21 protein-coding genes are annotated in these 24,558 nt (G+C 53.8%); 11 read left to right on the top strand and 10 right to left on the bottom strand.

The features are described 5' to 3' along the window. Nucleotides 1-93: 93 nt before the first annotated feature. The 6 genes from OGY01_RS00215 (at nt 94) to OGY01_RS00240 (ending at nt 6,249) form a co-directional block, all read left to right on the top strand. Complete coding sequence (locus OGY01_RS00215; protein ID WP_286492202.1) at nt 94-1,617, top strand: sugar ABC transporter ATP-binding protein; 1,524 nt, start codon at nt 94-96, stop codon at nt 1,615-1,617. Next, entirely contained in the window at nt 1,610-2,605 is a 996-nt protein-coding gene (locus OGY01_RS00220; protein WP_045438694.1) for an ABC transporter permease subunit, read from the top strand. The genes OGY01_RS00215 and OGY01_RS00220 overlap by 8 nt, the downstream gene beginning before the upstream one ends. A gap of 73 nt (nt 2,606-2,678) precedes the next feature. Next, a complete protein-coding gene (locus OGY01_RS00225) occupies nt 2,679-3,620 on the top strand; it encodes an ABC transporter substrate-binding protein (protein ID WP_286492204.1) in 942 nt (313 codons plus the stop codon). Between the two features lie 69 nt (nt 3,621-3,689). Further along, a complete protein-coding gene (locus tag OGY01_RS00230; RefSeq protein ID WP_225760371.1) occupies nt 3,690-4,373 on the top strand; it encodes a D-lyxose/D-mannose isomerase in 684 nt (227 codons plus the stop codon). 14 nt (nt 4,374-4,387) lie between these two features. Next, a complete protein-coding gene (locus OGY01_RS00235; protein WP_200012907.1) occupies nt 4,388-5,248 on the top strand; it encodes a ketose 1,6-bisphosphate aldolase in 861 nt (286 codons plus the stop codon). Further along, nucleotides 5,245-6,249 carry a carbohydrate kinase family protein gene (locus tag OGY01_RS00240; protein ID WP_286492238.1) on the top strand — a complete coding sequence of 335 codons (1,005 nt, stop codon included), beginning with the start codon at nt 5,245-5,247 and terminating at the stop codon, nt 6,247-6,249. The genes OGY01_RS00235 and OGY01_RS00240 overlap by 4 nt, the downstream gene beginning before the upstream one ends. Nucleotides 6,250-6,301: 52 nt before the next feature. Here the strand turns inward: OGY01_RS00240 and OGY01_RS00245 are convergent, their stop codons facing one another. After that, nucleotides 6,302-7,033: a response regulator gene (locus OGY01_RS00245; protein ID WP_225760370.1), complete on the bottom strand. Its 732-nt coding sequence runs from the start codon at nt 7,031-7,033 to the stop codon at nt 6,302-6,304. 288 nt (nt 7,034-7,321) lie between these two features. Here OGY01_RS00245 and fdhF point away from each other — a divergent pair, with 288 nt between their 5' ends. Both fdhF and yjcO read left to right on the top strand, forming a co-directional pair. Continuing rightward, nucleotides 7,322-9,469, top strand: coding sequence for a formate dehydrogenase subunit alpha (gene fdhF, locus OGY01_RS00250; RefSeq protein ID WP_081918179.1), 2,148 nt, complete (start codon nt 7,322-7,324; stop codon nt 9,467-9,469). Between the two features lie 91 nt (nt 9,470-9,560). Continuing rightward, nucleotides 9,561-10,244, top strand: a complete 684-nt coding sequence (yjcO, locus tag OGY01_RS00255; protein ID WP_048222406.1) for a Sel1 family TPR-like repeat protein YjcO — start codon at nt 9,561-9,563, stop codon at nt 10,242-10,244. Between the two features lie 103 nt (nt 10,245-10,347). Here the strand turns inward: yjcO and gltP are convergent, their stop codons facing one another. The 7 genes from gltP to nrfA all read right to left on the bottom strand — a co-directional run bounded on the left by gltP (nt 10,348) and on the right by nrfA (nt 18,775). Further along, nucleotides 10,348-11,658, bottom strand: a complete 1,311-nt coding sequence (gene gltP, locus OGY01_RS00260; protein ID WP_045438658.1) for a glutamate/aspartate:proton symporter GltP — start codon at nt 11,656-11,658, stop codon at nt 10,348-10,350. A 343-nt stretch (nt 11,659-12,001) separates the two neighbouring features. Continuing rightward, complete coding sequence (nrfG, locus tag OGY01_RS00265) at nt 12,002-12,553, bottom strand: heme lyase NrfEFG subunit NrfG (RefSeq protein ID WP_286492239.1); 552 nt, start codon at nt 12,551-12,553, stop codon at nt 12,002-12,004. 176 nt (nt 12,554-12,729) lie between these two features. Continuing rightward, a complete protein-coding gene (gene nrfF / locus OGY01_RS00270; protein WP_286492241.1) occupies nt 12,730-15,093 on the bottom strand; it encodes a heme lyase NrfEFG subunit NrfF in 2,364 nt (787 codons plus the stop codon). 13 nt (nt 15,094-15,106) lie between these two features. Next, nucleotides 15,107-16,063 (bottom strand): cytochrome c nitrite reductase subunit NrfD, encoded by a 957-nt coding sequence (gene nrfD / locus OGY01_RS00275; RefSeq protein WP_286492206.1) that lies wholly within the window; start codon nt 16,061-16,063, stop codon nt 15,107-15,109. Continuing rightward, nucleotides 16,060-16,731: a cytochrome c nitrite reductase Fe-S protein gene (gene nrfC / locus OGY01_RS00280; protein ID WP_045438650.1), complete on the bottom strand. Its 672-nt coding sequence runs from the start codon at nt 16,729-16,731 to the stop codon at nt 16,060-16,062. The genes nrfD and nrfC overlap by 4 nt, the downstream gene beginning before the upstream one ends. Continuing rightward, nucleotides 16,728-17,294, bottom strand: a complete 567-nt coding sequence (nrfB, locus tag OGY01_RS00285) for a cytochrome c nitrite reductase pentaheme subunit (protein ID WP_045438645.1) — start codon at nt 17,292-17,294, stop codon at nt 16,728-16,730. Before nrfB ends, nrfC begins: the two co-directional genes overlap by 4 nt. A 44-nt stretch (nt 17,295-17,338) precedes the next feature. Then, complete coding sequence (gene nrfA / locus OGY01_RS00290) at nt 17,339-18,775, bottom strand: ammonia-forming nitrite reductase cytochrome c552 subunit (RefSeq protein ID WP_045438632.1); 1,437 nt, start codon at nt 18,773-18,775, stop codon at nt 17,339-17,341. Nucleotides 18,776-19,208: 433 nt separating this feature from the next. Here nrfA and acs point away from each other — a divergent pair, with 433 nt between their 5' ends. The 3 genes from acs (at nt 19,209) to actP (ending at nt 23,369) form a co-directional block, all read left to right on the top strand. Beyond that, a complete protein-coding gene (acs, locus tag OGY01_RS00295; RefSeq protein ID WP_200012913.1) occupies nt 19,209-21,167 on the top strand; it encodes an acetate--CoA ligase in 1,959 nt (652 codons plus the stop codon). A gap of 241 nt (nt 21,168-21,408) precedes the next feature. Further along, the gene (locus tag OGY01_RS00300; protein WP_045438627.1) at nt 21,409-21,723 is read left to right on the top strand and encodes a DUF485 domain-containing protein; all 315 of its coding nucleotides are present in this window, start codon (nt 21,409-21,411) and stop codon (nt 21,721-21,723) included. Further along, nucleotides 21,720-23,369: a cation/acetate symporter ActP gene (actP, locus tag OGY01_RS00305; protein ID WP_045438625.1), complete on the top strand. Its 1,650-nt coding sequence runs from the start codon at nt 21,720-21,722 to the stop codon at nt 23,367-23,369. Before OGY01_RS00300 ends, actP begins: the two co-directional genes overlap by 4 nt. Nucleotides 23,370-23,421: 52 nt before the next feature. Here the strand turns inward: actP and OGY01_RS00310 are convergent, their stop codons facing one another. Continuing rightward, a complete protein-coding gene (locus tag OGY01_RS00310) occupies nt 23,422-24,111 on the bottom strand; it encodes an LrgB family protein (RefSeq protein WP_045438622.1) in 690 nt (229 codons plus the stop codon). After that, nucleotides 24,104-24,514, bottom strand: a complete 411-nt coding sequence (locus OGY01_RS00315) for a CidA/LrgA family protein (RefSeq protein ID WP_045438618.1) — start codon at nt 24,512-24,514, stop codon at nt 24,104-24,106. Before OGY01_RS00315 ends, OGY01_RS00310 begins: the two co-directional genes overlap by 8 nt. Nucleotides 24,515-24,558 lie beyond the last annotated feature (44 nt).

Here is a 24,558-nt window from a genome sequence, read left to right on the forward strand (position 1 = left end):
TCGCAATATGACAAATATGAACGGCTTCTGACATTTTGCATTTACATTCCTGTGATGGACTGCTGATATCGGCCACCCCGCAGGAGATCCGTTATGAGCAAGACACCGGTTCTGGAAATGCGCAATATTGCCAAAGCATTTGGCAAATTTTATGCGCTGAAAGGGGTCGATTTGACGGTCTGGACCGGTGAGATCCACGCGCTGATGGGCGAAAACGGCGCGGGAAAAAGCACCCTGATGAAGATCCTTGCTGGCGCCTATACCGCCACCAGTGGTGAGATCCTGATTGACGGTCAGCCTTTTCATATTCGTGGGCCAAAGGATGCGCTTAGTGCAGGCATTACGTTGATTTATCAGGAGATGCAGCTCGCACCGAATCTTACAGTAGCGGAAAATATCTTCCTCGGCAGCGAGCTGTCGCGTGGTGGCCTGGTCCAGCGTAAAGAGATGGTGATGCAGGCGCAAAAGGTCATCGACCGGCTTGGCGCGCAGTTTAAGGCCAGCGATCGCGTGATGACGCTCACTATCGCCGAACAGCAGCAGGTGGAAATCGCCCGCGCTCTGCACCGTAACAGCCGCATCCTGGTAATGGATGAACCCACCGCCGCACTCTCCTCCCGTGAAACCCACCGCCTGTTTGAGCTGATCATGCGTCTGCGTGATGAAGGCATGGCGATTATCTACATCAGCCACCGTATGGCAGAAGTCTACGAACTGTCGGATCGCGTCAGCGTATTACGCGACGGGCAGTACGTCGGCAGTCTGACCCGCGACAAGCTCAACGCCTCCGAACTGGTACGTATGATGGTGGGCCGCCCTTTAAGCGATCTGTTCAACAAAGAACGCGATATCCCATTAGGCAAAGCGCGTCTGAATGTCCATCACCTGACTGATGGCAACAAAGTCCAGCCATGCAGTTTACTGGTGCGTTCCGGGGAGATCGTTGGCCTGGCTGGGCTGGTCGGAGCCGGGCGTTCCGAACTGGCGCAACTCATATTTGGCGTACGTAAAGCGATCAGCGGCATGATTGAAGTGGACGGTGAGCCGGTGGTGATCCACTCCCCGCGCGAAGCCATTGACCACGGTATCGGTTTTCTTACCGAAAATCGCAAAGAACAGGGGCTGTTTTTAGAGCTGGCGGCGGCAGAGAACATCACCATGGCAACCCTGGAACGTGATGCAAACTGGGGCATGCTCAACCGCAAAAAGGCACAGACCATTTCTGATGACGCCATCCAGTTGCTCAATATCCGCGTCCCACATGCTCAGGTTCGCGCAGGCGGTCTGTCTGGCGGTAACCAGCAAAAATTACTGATCTCACGCTGGGTAGCGATTGGCCCACGCATTTTGATCCTTGATGAACCGACCCGTGGTGTGGACGTCGGAGCAAAAAGCGAGATCTACCGGATCATGAACGATATGGCGCGCAAAGGCGTGGCGATCCTGATGATCTCCAGCGAACTGCCGGAAGTCGTCGGCATGAGCGATCGGGTGTATGTGATGCGCGAAGGCAGTATTGCCGGAGAGCTGAACGGACAAAACATTACTCAGGAAAACATTATGACGCTGGCGACCGGCGTGAACGACTCCCATCATCAGGCGGTGCACCATGACTAATCCAACCACTCCCCAGCAGGTGGCAAAATCGGCCTCCGCAAAAAAAATGCTGATGAGCGATCTGATGCAAACGGTCGGCATTTTACCCATTTTGATCCTGATTGTGGCGGTATTTGGTTTTATCGCCCCAAACTTTTTTACTGAGAGCAACCTGCTCAATATTACCCGTCAGGCATCGATTAACATCGTACTGGCTGCCGGAATGACCTTCATCATTCTGACCGGCGGGATCGATCTCTCCGTGGGCTCCATTCTTGGTACTACCGCAGTCGCGGCGATGGTCGTTTCTCTTATTCCTGAACTGTCCATGCTGTCGATTCCGGCTGCACTGATGCTCGGTCTGGTTCTGGGGTTGTTTAACGGCGCACTGGTCGCCTTTGCCGGATTGCCACCGTTTATCGTTACGCTTGGGACCTACACGGCACTACGCGGTGCGGCCTATCTGCTGGCAGACGGGACGACAGTAATTAACTCCAACATTAGCTTTGAGTGGATCGGCAACAACTATCTCGGGCCGATTCCGTGGCTGGTGGTCATTGCCCTGGCGGTGATTGTCGTGTGTTGGTTTATTCTGCGCCGCACCACACTGGGCGTTCATATCTACGCAGTCGGCGGCAACATGCAGGCGGCACGGTTAACCGGCATCAAAGTGTGGCTGGTGCTGCTGTTCGTCTACGGCATGAGCGGTCTGCTTTCGGGTCTTGGCGGGGTGATGAGCGCCTCACGACTGTACAGCGCCAACGGCAACTTAGGCATGGGCTATGAGCTGGACGCCATCGCGGCGGTGATCCTCGGCGGCACCAGTTTTGTCGGCGGAATTGGCACCATCACCGGCACGCTGGTTGGGGCGCTTATTATCGCGACGCTCAATAACGGAATGACGCTGATGGGCGTTTCCTATTTCTGGCAACTGGTGATCAAAGGGGCGGTGATCATCATAGCGGTGCTAATCGACAAATACCGTACCCGACACCATCAAAGTGCATAAGCCAACTTGCCGGATGGCGGCGCAATTGCCTTATCCGGCTTATAACAACAATACCCTACGTGAGGAAACGAGTATGCGTTTGAAGCCAATAGTGACTGCGCTCTGTGCTGGCGCACTGCTTGCTGCTACGCCTTATGTGCAGGCAAAAGAACTGAAATCAATCGGCGTAACGGTGGGCGATCTTGCCAACCCGTTCTTCGTACAGATAACCAAAGGTGCGGAGCTGGAAGCGCGCAAACTGGCGGGTGATGGTGTCAAAGTAACGCTGGTTTCCAGCGGCTACGATCTGGGGCAGCAGGTGTCTCAGATCGACAACTTTATTGCCGCCAAAGTTGACATGATTATTCTTAACGCTGCCGATTCCAAAGGCATCGGACCGGCGGTCAAGCGGGCAAAAGATGCGGGGATCGTCGTGGTCGCTGTTGACGTGGCGGCTGAAGGTGCAGATGCGACCATCACCTCCGATAACACCCAGGCAGGTGAAATGGCCTGTAAGTACATCACCGATCGCCTGAAAGGCAAAGGCAACGTCGTGATCATCAACGGGCCTCCGGTTTCCGCGGTACAGAACCGCGTGGAAGGCTGCCAGACCGAATTCAAACGCCACCCGGACATCAAGGTGCTTTCACATAACCAGAACGCCAAAGGCAGCCGTGAAGGTGGACTGGAGATCATGACTGCATTGCTGGCGGCCAATCCGAAGATTGACGGCGTATTCGCGATTAACGATCCCACGGCGATCGGCGCCGATCTGGCAGCAAAACAGGCGCAACGCAGTGAATTCTTTATTGTTGGTGTTGACGGATCTCCAGATGGAGAAGAAGCACTGAAGCGTGAGAATTCACTGTTTGTGGCGACCCCGGCACAAGATCCGCAAGTGATGGCTGCCAAGGCGGTAGAAATCGGCTATGACATATTACAGGGGAAACCCGCGCCGAAAGAGCCTGTGCTGATCCCGGTGACGATGATCGATAAAAACAACGTCGGTAGCTATAAGGGTTGGACGGTGAAATAACCCCCCACCACGACACTGCCGGATGGCGGCATCAATGCCCTGTCCGGCGTTATAAGGAGAATGCTGCCCATGAAACGCTCCGCAATAAACGAAATTCTCGGCCACACACGCCAGTTTTTTTCCCTGCACGATGTGCATCTCCCGCCTTTTGCCAGCTTTCCGCCAACCCAATGGCGCAAACTCGATGCCTCCGCATGGAGCGAAGTCTTTGACCTCAAACTCGGCTGGGATGTCACTGCATTCGGTGGCAACAACTTCGCCGCACTGGGATTAACGCTGTTCACCCTACGTAATGGCTCGCCGAAAGGCATGCCTTATGAGAAATGCTACGCCGAAAAAATCATGCATGTCCGTGATGCGCAGGTCACCCCAATGCACTTTCACTGGCGCAAGCGCGAAGACATTATCAATCGCGGCGGCGGCAATTTGATTGTTGAACTGTGGAACGCCGATATTCGCGAGCAAACAGAAGCGAGCGACGTCAGCGTGGTCATTGACGGTTGTCGGCAAATCCACTCCGCTGGCAGCCAGTTACGCCTGACTCCGGGGGAAAGCATCTGCCTGACACCCGGTCTGTATCACAGCTTTTGGGCTGAGGAAGGTTTCGGCGACGTACTGGTTGGCGAAGTGTCTTCTGTTAATGACGACGACCATGACAATCACTTTCTGCTGCCGATCGCCCGTTATAACGACATTGAAGAAGATGAACCGGCGCAGCTGGTGCTGTGTAACGAGTATCGCCTGTTCCGTTAACCAAGGAGCGTATTATGCCGTTGATTTCTCTTGCCGATGGCCTCGCCCATGCTCGCGAGCACCGCTATGCCTTAGGGGCTTTTAACGTCCTCGATTCACACTTTCTGCGCGCGCTGTTTGCCGCAGCCAAACAGGAACGTTCACCGTTTATTATCAACATTGCCGAAGTCCACTTTAAATATGTCTCGCTGGATTCGCTGGTCGAAGCGGTGAAATTTGAAGCCGCACGGCATGATATCCCGGTGGTGCTTAACCTTGACCACGGTCTGCACTTTGAGTCAGTCGTCCGGGCACTGCGATTAGGATTCAGTTCAGTAATGTTCGATGGTTCAACGCTGGATTACGAAGAAAACATCCGTCAGACCCGAGAAGTGGTGAAGATGTGTCACGCCGTCGGCGTTTCGGTGGAAGCGGAACTGGGTGCGGTGGGCGGTGATGAAGGCGGTGCGCTGTACGGTCATGCCGACGAATCATTATTTACCGATCCCATGCTGGCACGCGATTTCGTCGACAGAACCGGTATTGACGCGCTGGCAGTTGCTATTGGCAATGCGCACGGCAAGTACAAAGGCGAGCCAAAACTCGACTTCCCGCGTCTGGACGCCATTCGCCAGCAGGCAGCGATCCCGTTGGTACTGCATGGGGGTTCAGGCATCAGTGATGATGACTTCCGCCGTGCGATCGAACTGGGGATTCATAAAATCAACTTTTATACCGGCATGTCACAGGCGGCACTGGCTGCAGTAGAGTCGCGCATGGCCAATCGTCAGTCGCTGTACGATGAATTTGCCGAGCTGTTATTAGGTATTGAAGAGGCCATCACCGATACCGTTTCCGAACAGATGCGCATCTTTGGCAGCGCGGGGCAGGTCTGATGGAACGCAGGGGCATTATCGCCGCGGGCAACATGCTGGTCGATCATGTACATCAGATCGTGCAATGGCCAGAGCGCGGCTGGCTGGCTGAAATAACCCGTAGCGAACGCGCAACGGGCGGTGCGCCGTTAAACGTGCTGCTCACGCTGGCGAAAATGCACACGGGTTTGCCGCTGCAGGCGGTGGGATTGATCGGCCAGGACAGCGACGGGGACTACATCATGGCGATGCTCGAGCAGTATCACGTTAATCGCCAGCACGTACAGCGCACCACCTCAGCCCCTACCTCGATGTCTCAGGTGATGACCGACCCAGGCGGCCAGCGTACTTTTTTTCACTCTCCCGGCGCGAACCGGCTACTGGATTTGCCCGCATTTGGCGCACTTGATACGTCGATGAAAATTTTCCATCTGGGTTATCTGCTGCTGCTCGACAGTCTGGACATGCCAGACGAAGAGTTCGGCACGCGCAGCGCACGATTGTTGACACAAATGCGTGAGAATGGATTTGAAACATCGCTGGATCTTGTGTCTCGCAAGGGTGATCCACGCTATCAACCACTGGTAATGCCCGCGCTGCGTCATCTGGATTATCTGGTCATCAACGAGCTGGAGGCCGGAGAATTCAGCGGTCTGGAGATCCGCCAGCCCAACGGTGAGTTACATATCCCCCATATCGCCAGCGCCGCGCGTGAACTCCTGGACGCAGGCGTGCGCCGGCGAGTGGTGATCCACTGCCCGGAAGGCGCCTGGGGAGAAACGCCGGATCAGGATGGCGTCTGGATACCGTCACAGTATCTGGCACAGGAGGAGATCGTGGGCAGCGTCGGCGCGGGGGATGCGTTTTGCGCGGGTTTTCTGTACGGCTGCCACGAACGCTGGTCGCTGACGGATAGCGTCAGACTGGCGCACGCCTGCGCACGGGCAAGCTTGCTGTGCGCCAACGCGATTGACGGTGCAAAAACGCTGGAAGAGTTAAAAGCCGGAATGGCTGACGCCTGATGGCGCGACGCTTATCAGGCCTACGGGAAACGTGTAGGCCTGGGTGATCAAATTACGCTGCTTTATCGTGATGCTGCACGTCAGCGGCGAACACATAACCCAGGCCGCGCAGAGTTTTGATCAACGTCGGCTGATGCGGATTGTTCTCTATTTTTCGCCGCAAACGCATAATTAATACATCGATAGTACGGTCAAAGACTTCGACGTTGTCGCTACGCGTTAGCTCCAGTAACTGTTCACGGCTCAGTACCCGACGGGCGTTTTGCGCCAGCGCCAGTAGCAGACTGTACTCGCCTTGCGTCAGATCCACTTTCAACTGTTGGGGGTTATGCAACTGGCAGCCTGTGGTATCAAGATGCCAGCCATTAAAGGAGAGTCCCGTCGTTTGCGGGCCTGTGCTTTCTGCACTGAGCACTCCGACACGCCTGAGCACCGCCTTCACCCGCGCCACCAGCACGCGGGCGTTGAACGGTTTGCCAATGTAGTCATCAGCGCCCATTTCCAGTCCCACAACCACATCTGACTCACTGCCCAGCCCGGTCAACATCACGACCGGCAACCCTGGCCTCATCTTTTGCACCTGTTGCAGCACCATCAACCCGTTGGTATCGGGCAGCATCATATCCAGCAATACCAGAGCAATATCCGGCTGGGTATCAATACAGCGCAACGCCTCCTGCCCGGTATGACAGGCCGTCACAGCAAAGACATGCTCACTCAGCACATCCTGTAACAATGCGCAGATCGCCACGTCATCATCCACAACCAGTATGGCTGGCTTCATTATTCTTCCCCATTTTATGCCAACTCAAATGAGTGTGAATGATTCTGCACAGAGTGACAGCGATAAGGCACAAGGACATGCGGGAAACATAACCTTGGTCACACTGCCAGGCCGTCACACATTTGGAATTCGTCACGTCAAATATGACGACAGCCTGTTTTTCGTCAGGGTTTTGTTCAAAATTCACCCGTAATATCAGTAAATGCCCCTAATAAAAACATGGCATAAAAGATGCATAACTAAAGCGACAAGCGCGTATGCGCGATTTGATTAACTGGAGCGAGACCGATGAAAAAAGTCGTCACGGTTTGCCCATATTGCGCATCAGGTTGCAAAATCAACCTGGTGGTCGATAACGGCAAAATCGTCCGGGCTGAGGCGGCGCAGGGGAAAACCAACCAGGGTACCCTGTGTCTGAAGGGCTACTATGGCTGGGATTTTATTAACGATACCCAGATCCTGACCCCTCGTCTGAAAACCCCAATGATCCGTCGCCAGCGTGGCGGCAAGCTGGAATCTGTATCCTGGGATGAAGCGCTTAATTACGTCGCCGATCGCCTGAGCGCCATCAAAGCGAAGTATGGCCCGGACGCCATTCAGACGACCGGTTCATCTCGCGGCACAGGTAACGAAACCAACTATGTAATGCAAAAATTCGCGCGCGCCGTTATTGGTACCAATAACGTTGACTGCTGCGCTCGCGTCTGACACGGCCCTTCGGTTGCAGGTCTGCACCAATCGGTCGGTAACGGCGCAATGAGTAATGCTATCAATGAAATTGATAACACAGATTTAGTGTTCATCTTCGGGTACAACCCGGCGGATTCCCACCCTATCGTGGCGAATCACGTGATTAACGCTAAACGTAACGGGGCGAAAATTATCGTCTGCGATCCGCGCAAAATTGAAACTGCGCGCATTGCCGACATGCACATCGCGTTGAAAAACGGCTCGAATATCGCGCTGCTCAACGCCATGGGACATGTCATTATCGAAGAAAAACTGTATGACCAGGCGTTCGTGGCCTCGCGTACGGAAGGCTTCGAAGAGTACAGCAAGATTGTCGAAGGCTACACGCCGGAGTCCGTCGAAGATATTACTGGCGTTAGCGCTCAGGAAATTCGTCAGGCTGCGCGTATGTACGCATCGGCAAAAAGCGCGGCCATCCTCTGGGGCATGGGTGTTACCCAGTTCTATCAGGGTGTGGAAACCGTGCGTTCACTGACCAGCCTCGCCATGCTGACCGGTAACCTCGGTAAGCCAAGCGTGGGTGTTAACCCGGTCCGTGGCCAGAACAACGTTCAGGGCGCGTGCGACATGGGTGCACTGCCGGATACCTATCCGGGCTATCAGTATGTGAAAGATCCGGCTAACCGCGAGAAATTCGCCAAAGCCTGGGGCGTTGAAAGCCTGCCTGCACATACCGGCTATCGCATCAGCGAACTGCCGCACCGTGCGGCACATGGCGAAGTTCGCGCAGCGTACATTATGGGTGAAGATCCATTACAGACCGATGCTGAACTCTCCGCGGTGCGCAAAGGCTTTGAGGATCTGGAACTGGTCATTGTGCAGGATATCTTCATGACCAAAACAGCCGCTGCCGCAGACGTTATTTTACCGTCTACGTCATGGGGTGAGCATGAAGGCGTTTTCTCCGCAGCTGACCGTGGCTTCCAGCGCTTCTTTAAAGCCGTTGAGCCGAAGTGGGACCTGAAAACGGACTGGCAGATTATCAGTGAAATCGCTACCCGTATGGGCTATCCGATGCACTACAACAACACCCAGGAAATCTGGGATGAGTTGCGTCATCTGTGCCCTGATTTCTACGGTGCCACTTACGAGAAAATGGGCGAACTGGGTTATATCCAGTGGCCGTGTCGCGACACCTCAGATGCCGACCAGGGTACGTCTTACCTCTTCAAAGAGAAGTTCGACACCCCGAACGGCCTGGCGCAGTTCTTCACCTGCGACTGGGTAGCGCCAATCGATAAACTCACCGAAGAGTACCCAATGGTACTGTCTACGGTGCGTGAAGTTGGCCACTACTCTTGCCGCTCCATGACCGGCAACTGTGCAGCGCTGGCTGCACTGGCGGATGAGCCGGGCTATGCCCAGATCAACACCGCCGACGCTGAACGTCTGGGTATTCAGGATGAAGATCTGGTGTGGGTTAACTCTCGCAAGGGTAGAGTTATCACCCGCGCGGCAGTGAGTGACCGTCCGAACAAAGGTGCGATTTACATGACCTACCAGTGGTGGATTGGGGCATGTAATGAACTGGTAACCGAGAACTTAAGCCCGATTACCAAAACGCCGGAGTATAAGTACTGTGCCGTCAACGTTGAACGCATTGCCGATCAGCGTGCTGCCGAACAATACGTTATTGATGAGTACACCAAGCTGAAAGCCAGCCTGCGCGAAAGCGCAATGGGTTAAGCTTGTCTCTACGGCCTCCATTCGGAGGCCGTTTTTTTATGCAAATAATCTCTCTATACTGTTCATTCCCTACACTAAATCTAAAAATAAGATGAAACGACTTTTCGCCTTAATGGTGTTAATCACATGCTTTGTCCATGCCGAAGAGCCTGGTAGCCAGTTTCTGCAGGCTGCCGAATCCGGAGACCGACGTGCGCAATACTTCCTCGCTGATACCTGGTTTAGTTCCGGCGATTTGAGCAAAGCCGAATACTGGGCGCAAAAAGCCGCCGACAACGGTGATGCTGATGCCTGGGCCTTACTGGCGCAAATTAAGATAACCAATCCGGTCAGTCTGGATTACCCGGAAGCCAAAACGCTGGCCGAAAAAGCCACTCAGGCTGGCAGTAAGGCCGGGGAAATCACGCTGGCGCGGATTCTGGTGAACACTCAGGCGGGGCGACCAGATTATCCCAAAGCCATTACGTTGCTACAAAATGCATCCGAGAATCTGGAAAGCGATTCAGCTGTTGATGCACAAATGCTGCTAGGGCTGATTTATGCCAACGGTGTGGGCATACCCGCAGATGATGAGAAAGCGACATGGTATTTCAAACGCAGTTCTGCCATTTCGCGTACCGGTTATTCCGAGTACTGGGCAGGGATGATGTTCTTAAACGGCGAGCAGGGCTTTATCGAGAAGAATAAACAGAAGGCTCTGCACTGGCTGAATCTGAGCTGTACGGAAGGATTTGATACCGGCTGCGAGGAGTTTGATAAGTTAACGAACGGCTAGTTTTGAGTTGCCGGATGAACGTAGTCGTTGTAGGCCTGATAAGCGTAGCGCCATCAGGCAACCCAGAGCAGGTTGCCGGATGGCGGCGTTGCCTTATCCGGCCCTACAAGGCGGTCTTCTCAAATTTCCCCAGCACCTCACGCTCATAGGCCAGCGCTTTTTTGCGGTCAAATTTGTGTTCCCATTTCGCAATAACCAGTACTGCCAGCGCGTTACCCACCACGTTCAGTGCGGTACGCGCCATATCGAGGATACGGTCGACACCGGCAATGAACGCCAGACCTTCAAGTGGAATCCCCACGCTGCCAAGCGTAGCCAGCAGCACGACAAAAGATACGCCCGGCACGCCTGCGATCCCTTTCGACGTCACCATCAACGTCAGCACCAGCACGATTTCCTGCCACAATGACAGATCAATACCGTACAACTGAGCGATAAAGATAGCGGCGATACTCTGGTACAGCGTCGAACCATCAAGGTTGAATGAATAACCGGTCGGCACCACGAAGCTGGTGATCGACGCCGGAGCGCCATAGGCTTCCATCTTCTCAATAATACGCGGCAGCACGCTCTCGGAACTGGCGGTGGAATAGGCCAGAATCAACTCGTCTTTCAGAATACGAATCAGGATCCAGATGCTCAGCCCACACACGCGTGCCACGATACCCAGTACGACCAACGCGAAGAACAGGATGGCGAAATGCACCAGCAGTACCAGCTTCGCCAGCGGCCACAGGGATGCAAAACCGAAGTTTGCAACGGTAACGGCAATCAACGCAAAAACACCGACCGGCGCATAACGCATCACCATGTGCGTCACTTTAAACATGGTTTCAGAGATGGAGCGAAACACGGTAACCAGCGGTTCGCGGTGGGTTGCTGGCAGAGAAGACAACCCTAAGCCAAACAGCACCGAGAAGAAGATAATCGGCAGCATTTCGCCTTTTGCCATTGATGCAACAATGTTGGTCGGCACCAGTGACAAAATAGTGCCCATCAGGCCATGCGCGTGGCTCTGCACTTCTGCGGTTGTGCTTTGATATTTCGAAATATCCACGGTCGCCAGTTGCGACATATCAACGCCGGTACCGGGCTGGAATACGTTCGCCAGCGTGATACCGAGGATGATCGCAACGGTGGTGATCACTTCGAAATAGATAATGGTTTTTGCGCCAATACGACCCAGTTGTTTTGCATCACCGACCCCGGCGATACCTACAATCAGCGTTGAGATAACAATCGGAACTACGATCATCTTGATCAGGTGGATAAAGATATCGCCTGCCGGGGACAGCAGGTTTAACACCAGCCATTCTCGGCTGTCACTATGGTAATGCAGGTAACTCCCTAGCAAAATGCCCAGCACCATGGCGATCAAAATCTGCCAGGCCAGGCTGACTTTCAAATTTTTCATAACAACGGACTTCCTCGGTGGAGCGCTATTCCACATGCAGTGTGTGGTAATAGTACATACTGAAAGGGTATGAATTGTGTTGCGTTCGTTTATGGAGTTTTTTAACGCTTATTATCATTATCATTTGCGTGCTATCTCGCGCAACCCTCCAGGAACAGAGCCTTCAGCTGAATTTATGCATAAAAATGCAATTTTATCGGGATAACGATGAATAACTTTTTGTTATAAAAGAATTTTAATATGTTCAAAAATGAAGAAGTCATGGCGTGAGTTTTTTTTGCTCATTTGTTCGTTCGCCTGTTTTTTAAACAGCAAAAACGATGCAAATCACAAAAAAACAATTTTATTTCTGCCGATTCTGCAACAACTTCGCCATATTGATAGAGTCAATCAACTGCACACGATTCACCCTTGATGAGTTTAAATCCAGTACTTTTTGCCACTGCGAAATAGCCTGATCGTAATCAGCCTGCATAAACGCATCGGAAGCCAGAAGCATCAACGCGGTGACTTCACTGGCGTCCAGCGCCAGGGCTTTATCTATCATTTCACGGGTTTTCGGTGTCATGTGCTGCCCGGCCTGATAGTACAACACCGTCGCCAGAGCCGAGTAGATTTCAGCGTTTTCGCCGCGTAAACGCAGCGCCTGTTCATAGGCCAGCAGCGCATTATGATACGCATTTTGCCAGAGATAATACTCACCAAGCAGCGCCCACTGCGCGCTGTCCTGCGGGTTAGCGCGGATTTTCTCCTGCAGGGATAGTAGCTGTTTTTCCTGCACATTTTCAGCAGAAAAGGCGTGTAAAGGGTCCGCCAGACGCGCCTGTTCCACGCGGATCGCCTGCCATTTTGGCATCAGAAAATAAGCCCCCACGCAGGCTGCTGCCACCAGCATGACCGAGACACTCAGCCACTTCAGCGGAAGCCGACGTGATGAGGTAACAAGCCGCGATGGTTCTGCCAGATCATGGCTCAGCTCCTGTTGTAACTGCTCCGCCTCGGGTTGTGCCAGTAGCCGCTGAGCCTGCTGCTGGCTGTGACGCAGTAATATTACACTGACCTGATGCAGACTCATTTACGTTCTCCGCGGTTGCGTTGGCTGACTCTCACCCGCCACAGGATAATCCCTCCCAGCAACAACAGGACGCACGGCAATGCCCACAGCAGCAGTGTTTGTCCAGTCAACGGGGGGTTATAGCGCACAAAATCGCCGTAGCGCTCAGTCATCCAGGTGGTGATTTCCTCCTCGCTTTTCCCCTCTTCCACCATACTGTAAACCTGATGACGCATACTGACCGCCACTGGTGCATTGGATTCCAGTAAGTTTTGGTTCTGGCACTGGGGGCAGCGTAGTTGGCTGGCAATAAATAACGCTTTTTCCTGCTGTTGCGGGTTTTCAAAGCGCCAGGTATCCACAATCTGAGCATGGCCGCTAAAGGGCAGAAAAATCAGCACTGCCAGCAGTAACATCGTTTTGCCGGATGATGGCGTCGAAGCCTTATTCAGCTTGTCTGATTCATCACACACAGGAGCGATAAGCGCAGCATCATCAGGCAACAATCCAGGACGCTTCCTCCCTCGCCATCCGCTGAGCAGCGCACCGAGTACCATCAACAACCCGCCGCCCCATACCCAACGCACGCCGGTCTGAATGTAAAAGCGCATCGCATATCTCTCTTCCCCGGTTTTTTCGCCCATCACCGCATACCAGTCATGAAGCAGATCCCAGCGAATACCCGGCTCCATCATCTGTTGACGCCGTGCCGCATAAAAACGTCGCTCTGGCACAACGCTGCCGATGTGCTGCCCATCTTCTGAGATAACGATTCGCGCTTTTTCGGTGGTGTAGTTCCCGTGTGCGGCAAGATCGAGGCGATCAAAACGAAACGTATAACCTGCCAGTTCAACCTGTTCCCCGGGGCTTAAATTAAGGCTTATCTCGTGCCGACTGCCGCTGGAGAAGATGATCCCCGCAGCGAATACCAGCACACCGGTGTGCGCCAGCAATGCCGGAAGCTGGCGGCGTAGTGCCTCCAGAGGCTGAAACCAGAGTCGCACCATTACCGCAGCGACCAGCCCACCAGCCATTGCGTCCAGCGTACCCAGCGACCAGCACAGCGCAGCCACCAACAAACCAATGGCAAATGGCCAGACCCGTCGGCGCAAGGAAATGCGTGCAGAGCGTTTCCAGAACCCGCCCGCCGACAGACCAAGCACCACCAGCATGAGCAGGCCGAACGGCAGCGTGGCACGATTAAAATAAGGTGCGCCAACGGAGAGTCGTCCCCAACCAAACAGGCCATAAATCATCGGATAGAGCGTACCGATCAGCACGATTAGCAGTACTGCGCAAAAGAGCAGCAACGCCGCCAGAATCGACATCTCGCGCGACCAGCCGCCAAAACGCGCAGCCTGGTGGACATCCCGCGCCCGCCAGGCATACAGACCAAGTGATGCCAGGCTTAGCACGGTAAACAGCGCGAACAGCGGCGCGGCGCGGACGTTATCCAGCGCGAAGGCGTGGACAGAAACCAAAATACCGGAACGTACAATCAGCGTACCCAGCAGCGATAATATCAGCGTCACAATCGCCAGCAGCAGCGACCAGTGGCGGAAGATTCCCCGCTGGCAAGTGACATACAGGCTATGCAGCAACGCGCTGGCAGAAAGCCAGGGTAATAAAGAAGCGTTTTCAACCGGGTCCCAGAACCACCAACCGCCCCAACCCAGCTCGCAATACGCCCACCAGGAACCGAGGATGATACCCAACGTCAGAGCGCACCAGCCAGGCAGCGCCCAGCGCCAGCATACCCAGGCGGTCGCCGCGCTAAAGCTCCCGCGTAGCAGCGAAGCCAGCGCTACGCCAGCCGCCACCATCAGGCCACCGTAGCCAAGATAGAGCAGCGGCGGGTGGAAGATAAGTCCAGGGTGTTGCAGCATCGGATTAAGGTCGCGCCCTTCAATCGCTGGCGGGAAGATACGCACAAACGGATCAGACCACACCACCACAAACAGCAGGAGCAGAGCTGTCATGATTGACAGAACGCTGAGAGTCAGCGGAAACAGCGTGTCCGGTTCCCGCCGATAGCGCCAGGCGAACAGCGCACTCCAGCCGGAAAGAAACAGTACCCACAACAGGAGCGATCCTTCATGACCGCCCCATACCGCCGCAAGTTTTAACCCCCACGGCAGCAGGCTGTAACTATGCTGGGCAACGTAAACAACGGAGAAATCGCTGGTCAGAAAACAGAAAGCCAGAATGGCAAAAGCCAGCAGCAGCAGTGTAAATTGCGTCCATACGCCAACGCTTGCCAGACGCATCACGCCCTGCCAGCGCAGGCGAACACCCACCAGCGCGGCAAGCGGGGTCAACACGTTGACCCCGAGACTTAACAGGAGTGCCAGAAAACCGGCTTCAGGAAGGAATATTTCCAGAAATCACCCTACCTTATGCAACTGTAAGCTGGCCTGCGTACAGAATAAAAAAGCGCAGTAACAGCACTCCTGTCAGACTGGCGCCACACACCGCCAGAACGCCGTGAAACGTCGAGCTACGATTAGCCCAGGGTTTCAGCAGCATCGGTAGTATCAGCCCAAGCCCGGCAACGCCAAGCCAGAACCACCAGGTCCAGAAACCACCACCCAGCGCTGCTGCCAGTGCACGCATTTTGCCGTCATCGCCTAATGCCAGCCCCACAAAGAACGCTGCCAGCAGGAAGATCTCCAGCCAGACAACCGGGGTTTCCATACGGTGAACAAAGTGCGCCTCAGTACTGTGCGGGTTGCTGCGATGGCGTAATGCCATGGCAATTAACGCAACCGCCGCCCCGGAGGAGATCCCGGAGAACAGGAACAGGACCGGCAGGATCGGGTTATTCAGGAACGGATAGGATTTCAGCGCCGACAGCAGGAACCCGGTATATGCCCCGAGCAGTACCGCCAGCACCAGCATTACTGTTTCCAGCAGACGATGGAACGGCGTTATCAGCGCCAGCAGTTTCTGCACGATACTCAGACGCGGGATGAAGCGCTGTTGCAGGGCAATAACATCTTTTTCGAAGATTTTTGCCAGCCACAACACCAGCACCACCATGTACAACTGAAACAGCATGACCCCCATCGACATCACCGAAGTGAAGCTGTAGTGGAACATCAGTTTCCAGAAGGTCCACGGTCGCGTCAGGTGGAATACCAGAATCAACAGACCAAGAATAATCGCTCCCGGCCCGAGTACCAGCGTGGTGCGCAGCAGCGTACTGTCGGCACCGCCCGCTTCCGGGTGCAGCCATCGCAGCAATACCGACAACGTCACCAGTCCAGCGGATATGCCAATCAGAAACAGATAGATGGCAATGGGCCAATCCCACACCAGTGATTCAAAATGAAAAGCAGAAGCGGGTGTCATTGGCTCACCTCCCCATATTTAAAGGGAACGCGGTAGACCTTCGGTTTTGTGCCCAGCGCCAGCTTGTAACGGTAGGTGTTTTTCTGGTGCAACAAACGAGAGATGTCGCTGTTGGGATCGTCCAGATTACCGAACGTCAACGCCTTCGTCGGACACGACTCAACGCAGGCAGGCTGTTTGCCCGCTTTCAGGTTGGTTTTCCGACAGAAATCGCATTTATCCGCCGTCTTATTGACCGGGTGGATAAATCGCACACGGTAAGGACAAGCGGCAATGCAATACTGGCAGCCGACGCAAAGATCCGGGTTTACATCCACAATCCCGGTGGCGGCATCGCGATACGACGCCCCCGTCGGGCAGACGTCAACACAGGGAGCATGGTCGCAGTGCTGGCAAGAGTGACGGAAGAAGCGGTACTTCACATCGGGAAACGTCCCCAGCGGCTCACTACGAATAATCGTCAGACGCGAGACGCCTTCTGGCACGTTGTTGACTTCCCGACAGGCATCCATACAGGCAGTGCAGCCGATGCATAATGACTCATCATGTATCATGCCGTAACGGACGCCGTTGATATTCAACGTCTTCGCCACAACGCGTCCCGCCGTCCCGCTCACAGCCACCAGCGCGCTGACGCCGGTGATAAACTGGCGACGAGAGCAACTCATGGATGCTCCTTAAGCAAGGGAATAGACGCCGGGTTAAAGTTTGGATTGTTACGCTGATCGCTGTGGCAATCGACGCAAATCTTAATCCGTCCTTTATCGCTTAGCGTCTGCATCGTGTCTTGCTTCGGATGCAATGAGTGACAGCTGGCACAGGCCACTTTAGTCACGTGGACATCATGCGGCCAGAACGCTTTTTGCAACTGCTCAGGTAGGTGACAGGACATACAGACGCTGTTCTGTTGCTCCACGTTGTACATCGGCTCATTAAAGCGCATCACATCCTTCACCCCTTCACGGTGATTCGGGGATGGCTGGCCGTGACAGTTGGTGCAGGTAACCGGCAGTTTATTATTCGGGTTGATGACTTGTGCATGTTTACCATGCATGCCTTCAGTGTCTGGCTTATGACAATCCAGACAGGCGGCATCCGGGTTACGCTGTTGGGTTACCGTCCAGCGTTGCTCCGATTCCTGTGGCGTTGGCGTGGCGGTTATCCCGCACAGGCTCCAGAACAGGCCTGACGCCAGCACCCCAGCAGTTAATAACGAACGTAATACGCTCATATTCACTCCGTTGAGTTATCCGCCCCTTGCGAGGCGGAATGGGGTTATTGGCTTAACAGACCGTTTTTACGTGCCTGGTCTTCCCATTGCGGAATCACCGTTTTGATGAAGTCCTGCTTCTCAGCATTGATTTGCTGCATATTCAGACCAATCGCCTGCTGGGCTTTCTCCTTGGTGGAGATATCCGGCAGAGGGATTTCATGAGTGATGCCTTTGGTCGCCAGCAGACGTACCAGTTTGGTGCGTGCATCAGCGGCTTTATCCATCGCGCTACCCAACATACGCAGACCTTCTTCCGGCGCGTGCATGTGAATACCGTGTGAGGCAATCGACAGATCCCAGCGCCATTGTGCATGGCGAATATCTTCCAGAATCGGCTTCATTTCAGCTTCCGTCGCGCCCGCATCCCATGCAGCTTTTGCTTCAAAGTGCGCATGAACCAGTTGATCCTCAACTTTGATTTTCAGGTCATGAATCGCTTGTTTACGCTCAGCAACCACTTTTTGCAGTGAGGCTTTATCTTGGGTGTGGCAGTTAGCGCAGGTCTGAGGGAAGTTATCGAACGGGTTACCAATCTTATGGTCGGTATAGATCTTGCCTTCGGCGTTCTGTACTTTCGGCATGTGACAGTCAATACAGGTCACATTGTTCTTGCCATGAATGCCCACGCTCCAGGTTTCATATTCCGGGTGCTGCGCTTTCAGCATTGGCGTTTTAGACAGAGAGTTGGTCCAGTCGGAGAACGCGATGGCGTCGTAGTATTTCTCCATGTTCTCAACTTTCATGCCCTCATCCCACGGGAACTTAACGGCTTTGTTTTTACCGTCAAAGTAGTACTCCACATGGCACTGACCGCAAACCATTGACTGCTGGTCAAAGCGACCGGCTTTATCAAACGGTTTGCCAATCGTTTCCATGGCGCGTTCCGCGTAAGGGCGAGACAGCGTCAATTCAGGCTTCCCTTTGGCGAAATCTGGCGATGCGGTGTTATGGCAATCGCCGCAGCCTAAGTTGTTAACAATTTCAGGGCCGCCACGCGCCCATTTGCCGTGAAAGTAACCGTCTTCCCCGTCTTTCTGGATCAGACGTGCCACATCCGGGCTTTTACAGCTCCAGCAGGCCATCGGCAGCGGACCATCTTCTGCCGTTTTTGGCGCGCCGGTACGTAAGGTTTCACGCACATCGGTAACCGCGTACGCGTGCCCACGCGGTTTGTTGTAATCGCGGGAGAAAGGATATCCCGCCCACAGGATCACCAGTCGAGGATCTTCTGCCAGCGCATCTTCACGAGCTGACTGCTCCGACGTGGCTTTCCAGGAGAGATATTGATCGGGATGCTGAGGGGCGAAGGTTTCATTCTTCGCTTCAACGGTGACGGTCTTTGCGGGTACAGGAGTTTGTTCAGCGTTAACAACAGATATAAATAAAAACGGTAATATCAGGCTGAAGAAACGGCGTACGCGTGATTTTGTCCTTGCCATAGGGGTCTCATCCAGATGACGCCATTACTTTCAATGGCGGTTCTTTTATTGTTTTCCATAACAGCAACCACACGAATACTGTCATGACATTGCTCCACCCTATTTGTAACAAGAAACCCCACAAGAAATGTTGTTTTTAATCAATTGTAAGTGTATGTAAAATACCACTTTAGAGTTATTCACCCCCTTCTGAGCCTCACTCTTTTGTCTATTTTCGATACGGATCACCTTTTCAACAATTTATTGATAACTGCATGTTATTACGAGATTTAATCAATTTTAGCTAGTTCCCTTCAAAAATCAGTTTGCCGCTAATTTGCACAATTCCTTTATTGCGTGATCTGCCGCGCAAATACTAAACAAAAACGCCAAAGCCCCTACATTTAACGTTTGTGCGACATATTATTAACATCCTACAAGGAGAACAAAAGCCATGAGCCAAATACACAAACACGCTATTCCCGCAAATATTGCGGACCGTTGCCTGATAAACCCGGAGCAGTACGAAGCGAAATACCAGCAGTCCATTACCGATCCCGACACATTTTGGGGCGAGCAGGGAAAAATTCTTGATTGGATCAAACCGTACAGCAAGGTTAAGAACACCTCTTTTGCACCTGGCAACGTATCCATAAGATGGTACGAAGACGGCACGCTGAATCTGGCGGCGAACTGCCTTGACCGTCATCTGCTGGAAAATGGCGATCGCACCGCCATTATTTGGGAAGGCGATGATGCCACCCAAAGCAAACATATTACTTATCGCGAACTGCATCGCGATGTCTGCCGTTTTGCCAATACCCTTCTGGATTTGGGGATTAAAAAAGGCGACGTCGTGGCTATTTATATGCCAATGGTTCCGGAAGCTGCGGTTGCCATGCTGGCCTGCGCCCGCATTGGCGCTGTGCATTCGGTTATCTTCGGCGGTTTCTCACCGGAAGCCGTTGCCGGACGTATCATTGACTCAAATTCACGCCTGGTGATCACCGCTGATGAAGGTGTGCGCGCCGGACGCGGCATCCCACTGAAAAAGAATGTGGATGATGCGCTAAAAAACCCGAACGTGAAAACCGTTGAACATGTAGTGGTCCTCAAACGTACCGGTGGGAAGACAGACTGGCAGGAAGGTCGTGACCTGTGGTGGTCCGATCTTATTGAAAAAGCGAGTCCTGAGCATCAGCCGGCAGAAGTGAACGCGGAAGATCCGCTGTTTATCCTGTATACCTCCGGCTCCACCGGTAAACCGAAAGGCGTGCTACACACCACTGGCGGTTATCTGGTTTACGCGGCGACGACCTTTAAGTATGTCTTTGATTATCATCAGGGGGATATCTACTGGTGTACCGCTGATGTGGGCTGGGTTACCGGACACAGCTATCTGCTGTACGGCCCGCTGGCCTGCGGTGCAACGACGCTGATGTTTGAAGGCGTACCAAACTGGCCAACGCCTGCGCGTATGTCGCAGGTTGTGGACAAGCACCAGGTGAATATTCTCTATACCGCACCAACCGCAATTCGCGCCCTGATGGCAGAAGGTGATAAAGCGATTGAAGGTACTGACCGTTCATCGCTGCGTATTCTGGGATCGGTGGGCGAGCCTATCAACCCGGAAGCGTGGGAGTGGTACTGGAAGAAGATTGGTAACGAAAAATGCCCGGTCGTCGATACCTGGTGGCAGACCGAAACCGGTGGCTTCATGATCACCCCACTGCCGGGTGCAACCGAGCTGAAAGCCGGATCCGCGACGCGCCCGTTCTTTGGTGTGCAACCCGCCATCGTTGATAACGAGGGTAATCCGCTGGAAGGCGCTACCGAAGGCAATCTGGTTATTACCGACTCCTGGCCGGGTCAGGCGAGAACCCTGTTTGGCGATCACGAGCGCTTCGAGCAGACCTACTTCTCCACCTTCAAGAATATGTACTTCAGCGGCGACGGCGCGCGTCGTGACGAAGATGGGTATTACTGGATCACCGGACGCGTTGATGACGTGCTGAACGTCTCCGGTCACCGTCTGGGTACGGCGGAAATCGAGTCGGCGCTGGTGTCGCATCCGAAAATCGCCGAAGCCGCGGTAGTCGGTATTCCACATAACATCAAAGGCCAGGCGATCTACGCTTACGTCACACTCAACCACGGCGAAGAGCCGTCACCTGAGTTGTACGCTGAAGTTCGCAACTGGGTGCGTAAAGAAATTGGCCCGCTGGCAACGCCAGATGTGCTGCACTGGACTGACTCACTACCGAAAACCCGCTCCGGCAAAATCATGCGCCGTATTCTGCGCAAAATTGCGGCGGGCGATACCAGCAATCTGGGCGATACCTCGACCCTCGCCGATCCAGGTGTGGTAGAGAAACTGCTCGAAGAGAAGCAGGCTATCGCGATGCCATCCTAACAAAGTCCTGAAAATGCCGGATGGCGACGCCAAAGCGTCTTATCCGGCCTACAAATCTGACCCTACCCTCTCTTCACCGGGAGGGAAATATAAAAACCTCCCCCAAAGGATTTCGCGTTACAGGAAGGCGACAAACGAGCACATCCCCAAGAACAGAGTTCACTATGTGACTGGGGTGGGTGAGTGCGGCCAACGAGTCTGTAACGCGAAAGACGCAGGGGGACCTCTGGAGAGCTCTGTGATGAATGACAATATTTATCAGCGGATAGAAGACAGTGCGCGTTTCAGGGAATTAGTTGAAAAAAGGCAACGGTTTGCCGCTGTTCTGTCCATCATCATGCTGGTGGTTTATATCAGCTTTATTTTACTGATTGCCTTTGCGCCTGGCTGGCTGGGAACGCCGCTGCATGCGGGAACCAGCGTTACCCGGGGTATTCCGATTGGGGTGGGCGTGATCCTTATCTCCTTCATTCTGACCGGGATCTATATCTGGCGGGCAAACGGTGAATTCGATCGTCTTAACAATGCGGTTCTGCACGAGGTTAAAGCATCATGAAGAGAGTCCTGACGGCGCTTGCCGCCACGCTGCCCTTCGCCGCAAATGCGGCGGATGCTATTAGCGGTGCAGTCCAACGCCAGCCAACCAACTGGCAGGCGATTGTTATGTTCCTGATCTTCGTCGTCTTTACGCTCGGTATTACCTACTGGGCCTCTAAACGCGTACGGTCGCGTAACGACTATTACACCGCTGGCGGCAATATCACCGGCTTCCAGAACGGGCTGGCGATTGCTGGCGACTATATGTCAGCAGCCTCGTTTCTCGGGATTTCCGCGCTGGTCTTTACCTCTGGCTATGACGGTCTGATTTACTCGCTGGGCTTCCTGGTCGGCTGGCCAATCATTCTGTTCCTGATTGCTGAACGTCTGCGTAACCTTGGTCGTTACACCTTTGCTGACGTCGCCTCTTATCGCCTGAAACAAGGGCCAATTCGTATTCTGTCTGCCTGCGGTTCACTGGTGGTGGTGGCGCTGTACCTGATTGCCCAGATGGTAGGCGCCGGTAAACTTATCCAGTTGCTGTTCGGTCTGAACTATCACATTGCCGTGGTGCTGGTTGGCGTACTGATGATGATGTACGTGTTGTTCGGCGGCATGCTGGCAACTACGTGGGTGCAAATCATCAAAGCCGTACTGCTGTTGTTCGGCGCCAGCTTTATGGCATTCATGGTGATGAAACACGTCGGCTTCAGCTTCAACAACCTGTTCACCGAAGCCATGGCGGTACACCCGAAAGGGTCGGCCATTATGAGTCCTGGCGGGCTGGTAAAAGATCCGATCTCCGCGTTGTCGTTGGGACTCGGGTTAATGTTCGGTACTGCAGGATTGCCACATATTCTGATGCGCTTCTTCACGGTCAGCGATGCCCGCGAAGCGCGTAAGAGCGTGTTCTATGCCACCGGTTTTATGGGTTATTTCTACATTCTGACCTTTATCATCGGCTTTGGCGCCATCATGCTGGTCGGTGCTAATCCGGTGTACAAAGACGCGGCTGGCGCGCTGATTGGCGGTAATAACATGGCGGCGGTGCACCTGGCGAATGCGGTAGGCGGCAACCTGTTCCTCGGCTTTATCTCAGCCGTGGCATTTGCCACAATTCTGGCGGTGGTTGCCGGTCTGACGCTGGCAGGCGCATCAGCAGTTTCTCACGACCTGTATGCTAACGTGTTCCGCAAAGGCGCAACCGAGCGTGACGAACTGCGTGTTTCAAAAATTACTGTGCTGGTACTGGGCGTGATCGCTATCGTGCTCGGCGTATTGTTTGAAAATCAGAACATCGCCTTCATGGTGGGTCTGGCCTTCGCTATCGCTGCCAGCTGTAACTTCCCAATCATTCTGCTTTCTATGTACTGGTCAAAACTGACCACGCGAGGCGCTATGTTGGGTGGCTGGTTAGGTCTGTTGACGGCAGTAGTGCTGATGATTCTTGGCCCGACTATTTGGGTGCAAATTCTCGGCCACGAAAAAGCTATTTTCCCGTATGAATACCCGGCGCTGTTCTCTATCAGCGTTGCGTTCCTCGGGATTTGGTTCTTCTCCGCTACGGATAACTCAGCAGAAGGTAACCGTGAGCGGGAGCAGTTCCGTGCTCAGTTCATCCGTTCCCAGACCGGGTACGGTGTAGAGCAGGGTCGCGCGCACTAACTAATAGTCTCTCTCCTCCTCCGGCCTGCGGGTCGGAGGAGTTCATTTTCTCTCAAAACATCAATGTAGCCACCAACGGTGCGACCAGAACCATCACCACACCGGAGAGCATCATCACCAGACTGGCGACAACTCCCTCCTGCTGACCAAGTTCATAAGAGCGCGCCGTACCCGCACCGTGGGACGCCGCACCAAATCCCGCCCCTTTCGCCATACCTTCGCGAATAGAGAGCCGCAGAAACAGCACATCGCCGACCGCCATACCGAACACGCCAGTAACTACTACGAACAACGCCACCAGATCCGGTTGACCGCCTAACGGCTCCGCCGCCGCCAGCGCAAACGGTGTGGTGACAGAGCGTACTGCCAGACTGCGTTGGATCTCATCGGGTAACATGAACAAACGTGCCAGCCAGACGGAACTGGTCACAGCCACCAGCGTTGCTGTGACAACACCTGCTGTCAGAGACATCCAGTGGCGCTTAATCACCGCGAGATTATCGTAAACCGGAACGGCAAAAGCGATGGTCGCCGGGCCTAACAGCCACAGCAGCCAGTGAGATTCACCAATATAGTTTTGCCAGGAAATGTGGCCAAAAACCAGCATCAGTACCAACAGGGCCGGAGTAAGAACCAGCGGCATCAGCGGTAATTTACGAAAGCGGCGATACAGACGCTTGTTGGCAAAATAGATACCCAGCGTTATCACCAGGCAAAGCACGCTTAACTGGAAGTTACTCACGGTTTAACCTGCTCATTTCATAGCGATACACTTTATCTACTACCCATGCGGTTGCACCAAGTACCATCAGCGTACTGATCGCAATAACAGCAAAAATGCGCCAACCATCGACCAGCAACAGTTGCGTATAGTTCACGACAGCCACAACAGCCGGAACAAAAAACAGCAGCATTTCAGCCAGTAACCAGCGGGCGCCTGCACGTATCCAGTTAAGTGGGATAACCCGGCAGACAATCAACGCCAACATCAAAATCATCCCTACCAGATTGGCAGGAAGCGGCAGGTGTAGCCAGGAGACAAGATATTGGGCAAAAACAAATAAACCTGCGTACAACAGTACCTGAACGGGTATCTGTAGTCGGTGAATAACGGCAGGCGTCACGCGGCTTATCGCCACAGCCATGAGGGAATGTCCTTAAAAAATAGAGAGCGCCAGTATAGAGAGCC

This window comes from Citrobacter sp. Cm038, assembly GCF_030333105.1.
Lineage (GTDB): Bacteria > Pseudomonadota > Gammaproteobacteria > Enterobacterales > Enterobacteriaceae > Citrobacter > Citrobacter murliniae.

Excerpts from the sequence above, each read along its gene's own strand:
- nrfD (WP_286492206.1), bottom strand. The coding sequence starts at position 16,063 with ATGACACCCGCTTCTGCTTTTCATTTTGAATCACTGGTGTGGGATTGG.
- OGY01_RS00245 (WP_225760370.1), bottom strand. The coding sequence starts at position 7,033 with ATGAAGCCAGCCATACTGGTTGTGGATGATGACGTGGCGATCTGCGCA.
- yjcO (WP_048222406.1), top strand. The coding sequence starts at position 9,561 with ATGAAACGACTTTTCGCCTTAATGGTGTTAATCACATGCTTTGTCCAT.
- OGY01_RS00235 (WP_200012907.1), top strand. The coding sequence starts at position 4,388 with ATGCCGTTGATTTCTCTTGCCGATGGCCTCGCCCATGCTCGCGAGCAC.
- nrfA (WP_045438632.1), bottom strand. The coding sequence starts at position 18,775 with ATGGCAAGGACAAAATCACGCGTACGCCGTTTCTTCAGCCTGATATTA.
- nrfB (WP_045438645.1), bottom strand. The coding sequence starts at position 17,294 with ATGAGCGTATTACGTTCGTTATTAACTGCTGGGGTGCTGGCGTCAGGC.
- nrfC (WP_045438650.1), bottom strand. The coding sequence starts at position 16,731 with ATGAGTTGCTCTCGTCGCCAGTTTATCACCGGCGTCAGCGCGCTGGTG.
- nrfG (WP_286492239.1), bottom strand. The coding sequence starts at position 12,553 with ATGCTGGTGGCAGCAGCCTGCGTGGGGGCTTATTTTCTGATGCCAAAA.
- acs (WP_200012913.1), top strand. The coding sequence starts at position 19,209 with ATGAGCCAAATACACAAACACGCTATTCCCGCAAATATTGCGGACCGT.
- OGY01_RS00225 (WP_286492204.1), top strand. The coding sequence starts at position 2,679 with ATGCGTTTGAAGCCAATAGTGACTGCGCTCTGTGCTGGCGCACTGCTT.
- OGY01_RS00220 (WP_045438694.1), top strand. The coding sequence starts at position 1,610 with ATGACTAATCCAACCACTCCCCAGCAGGTGGCAAAATCGGCCTCCGCA.
- actP (WP_045438625.1), top strand. The coding sequence starts at position 21,720 with ATGAAGAGAGTCCTGACGGCGCTTGCCGCCACGCTGCCCTTCGCCGCA.
- OGY01_RS00230 (WP_225760371.1), top strand. The coding sequence starts at position 3,690 with ATGAAACGCTCCGCAATAAACGAAATTCTCGGCCACACACGCCAGTTT.
- gltP (WP_045438658.1), bottom strand. The coding sequence starts at position 11,658 with ATGAAAAATTTGAAAGTCAGCCTGGCCTGGCAGATTTTGATCGCCATG.
- OGY01_RS00300 (WP_045438627.1), top strand. The coding sequence starts at position 21,409 with ATGAATGACAATATTTATCAGCGGATAGAAGACAGTGCGCGTTTCAGG.
- OGY01_RS00315 (WP_045438618.1), bottom strand. The coding sequence starts at position 24,514 with ATGGCTGTGGCGATAAGCCGCGTGACGCCTGCCGTTATTCACCGACTA.
- OGY01_RS00215 (WP_286492202.1), top strand. The coding sequence starts at position 94 with ATGAGCAAGACACCGGTTCTGGAAATGCGCAATATTGCCAAAGCATTT.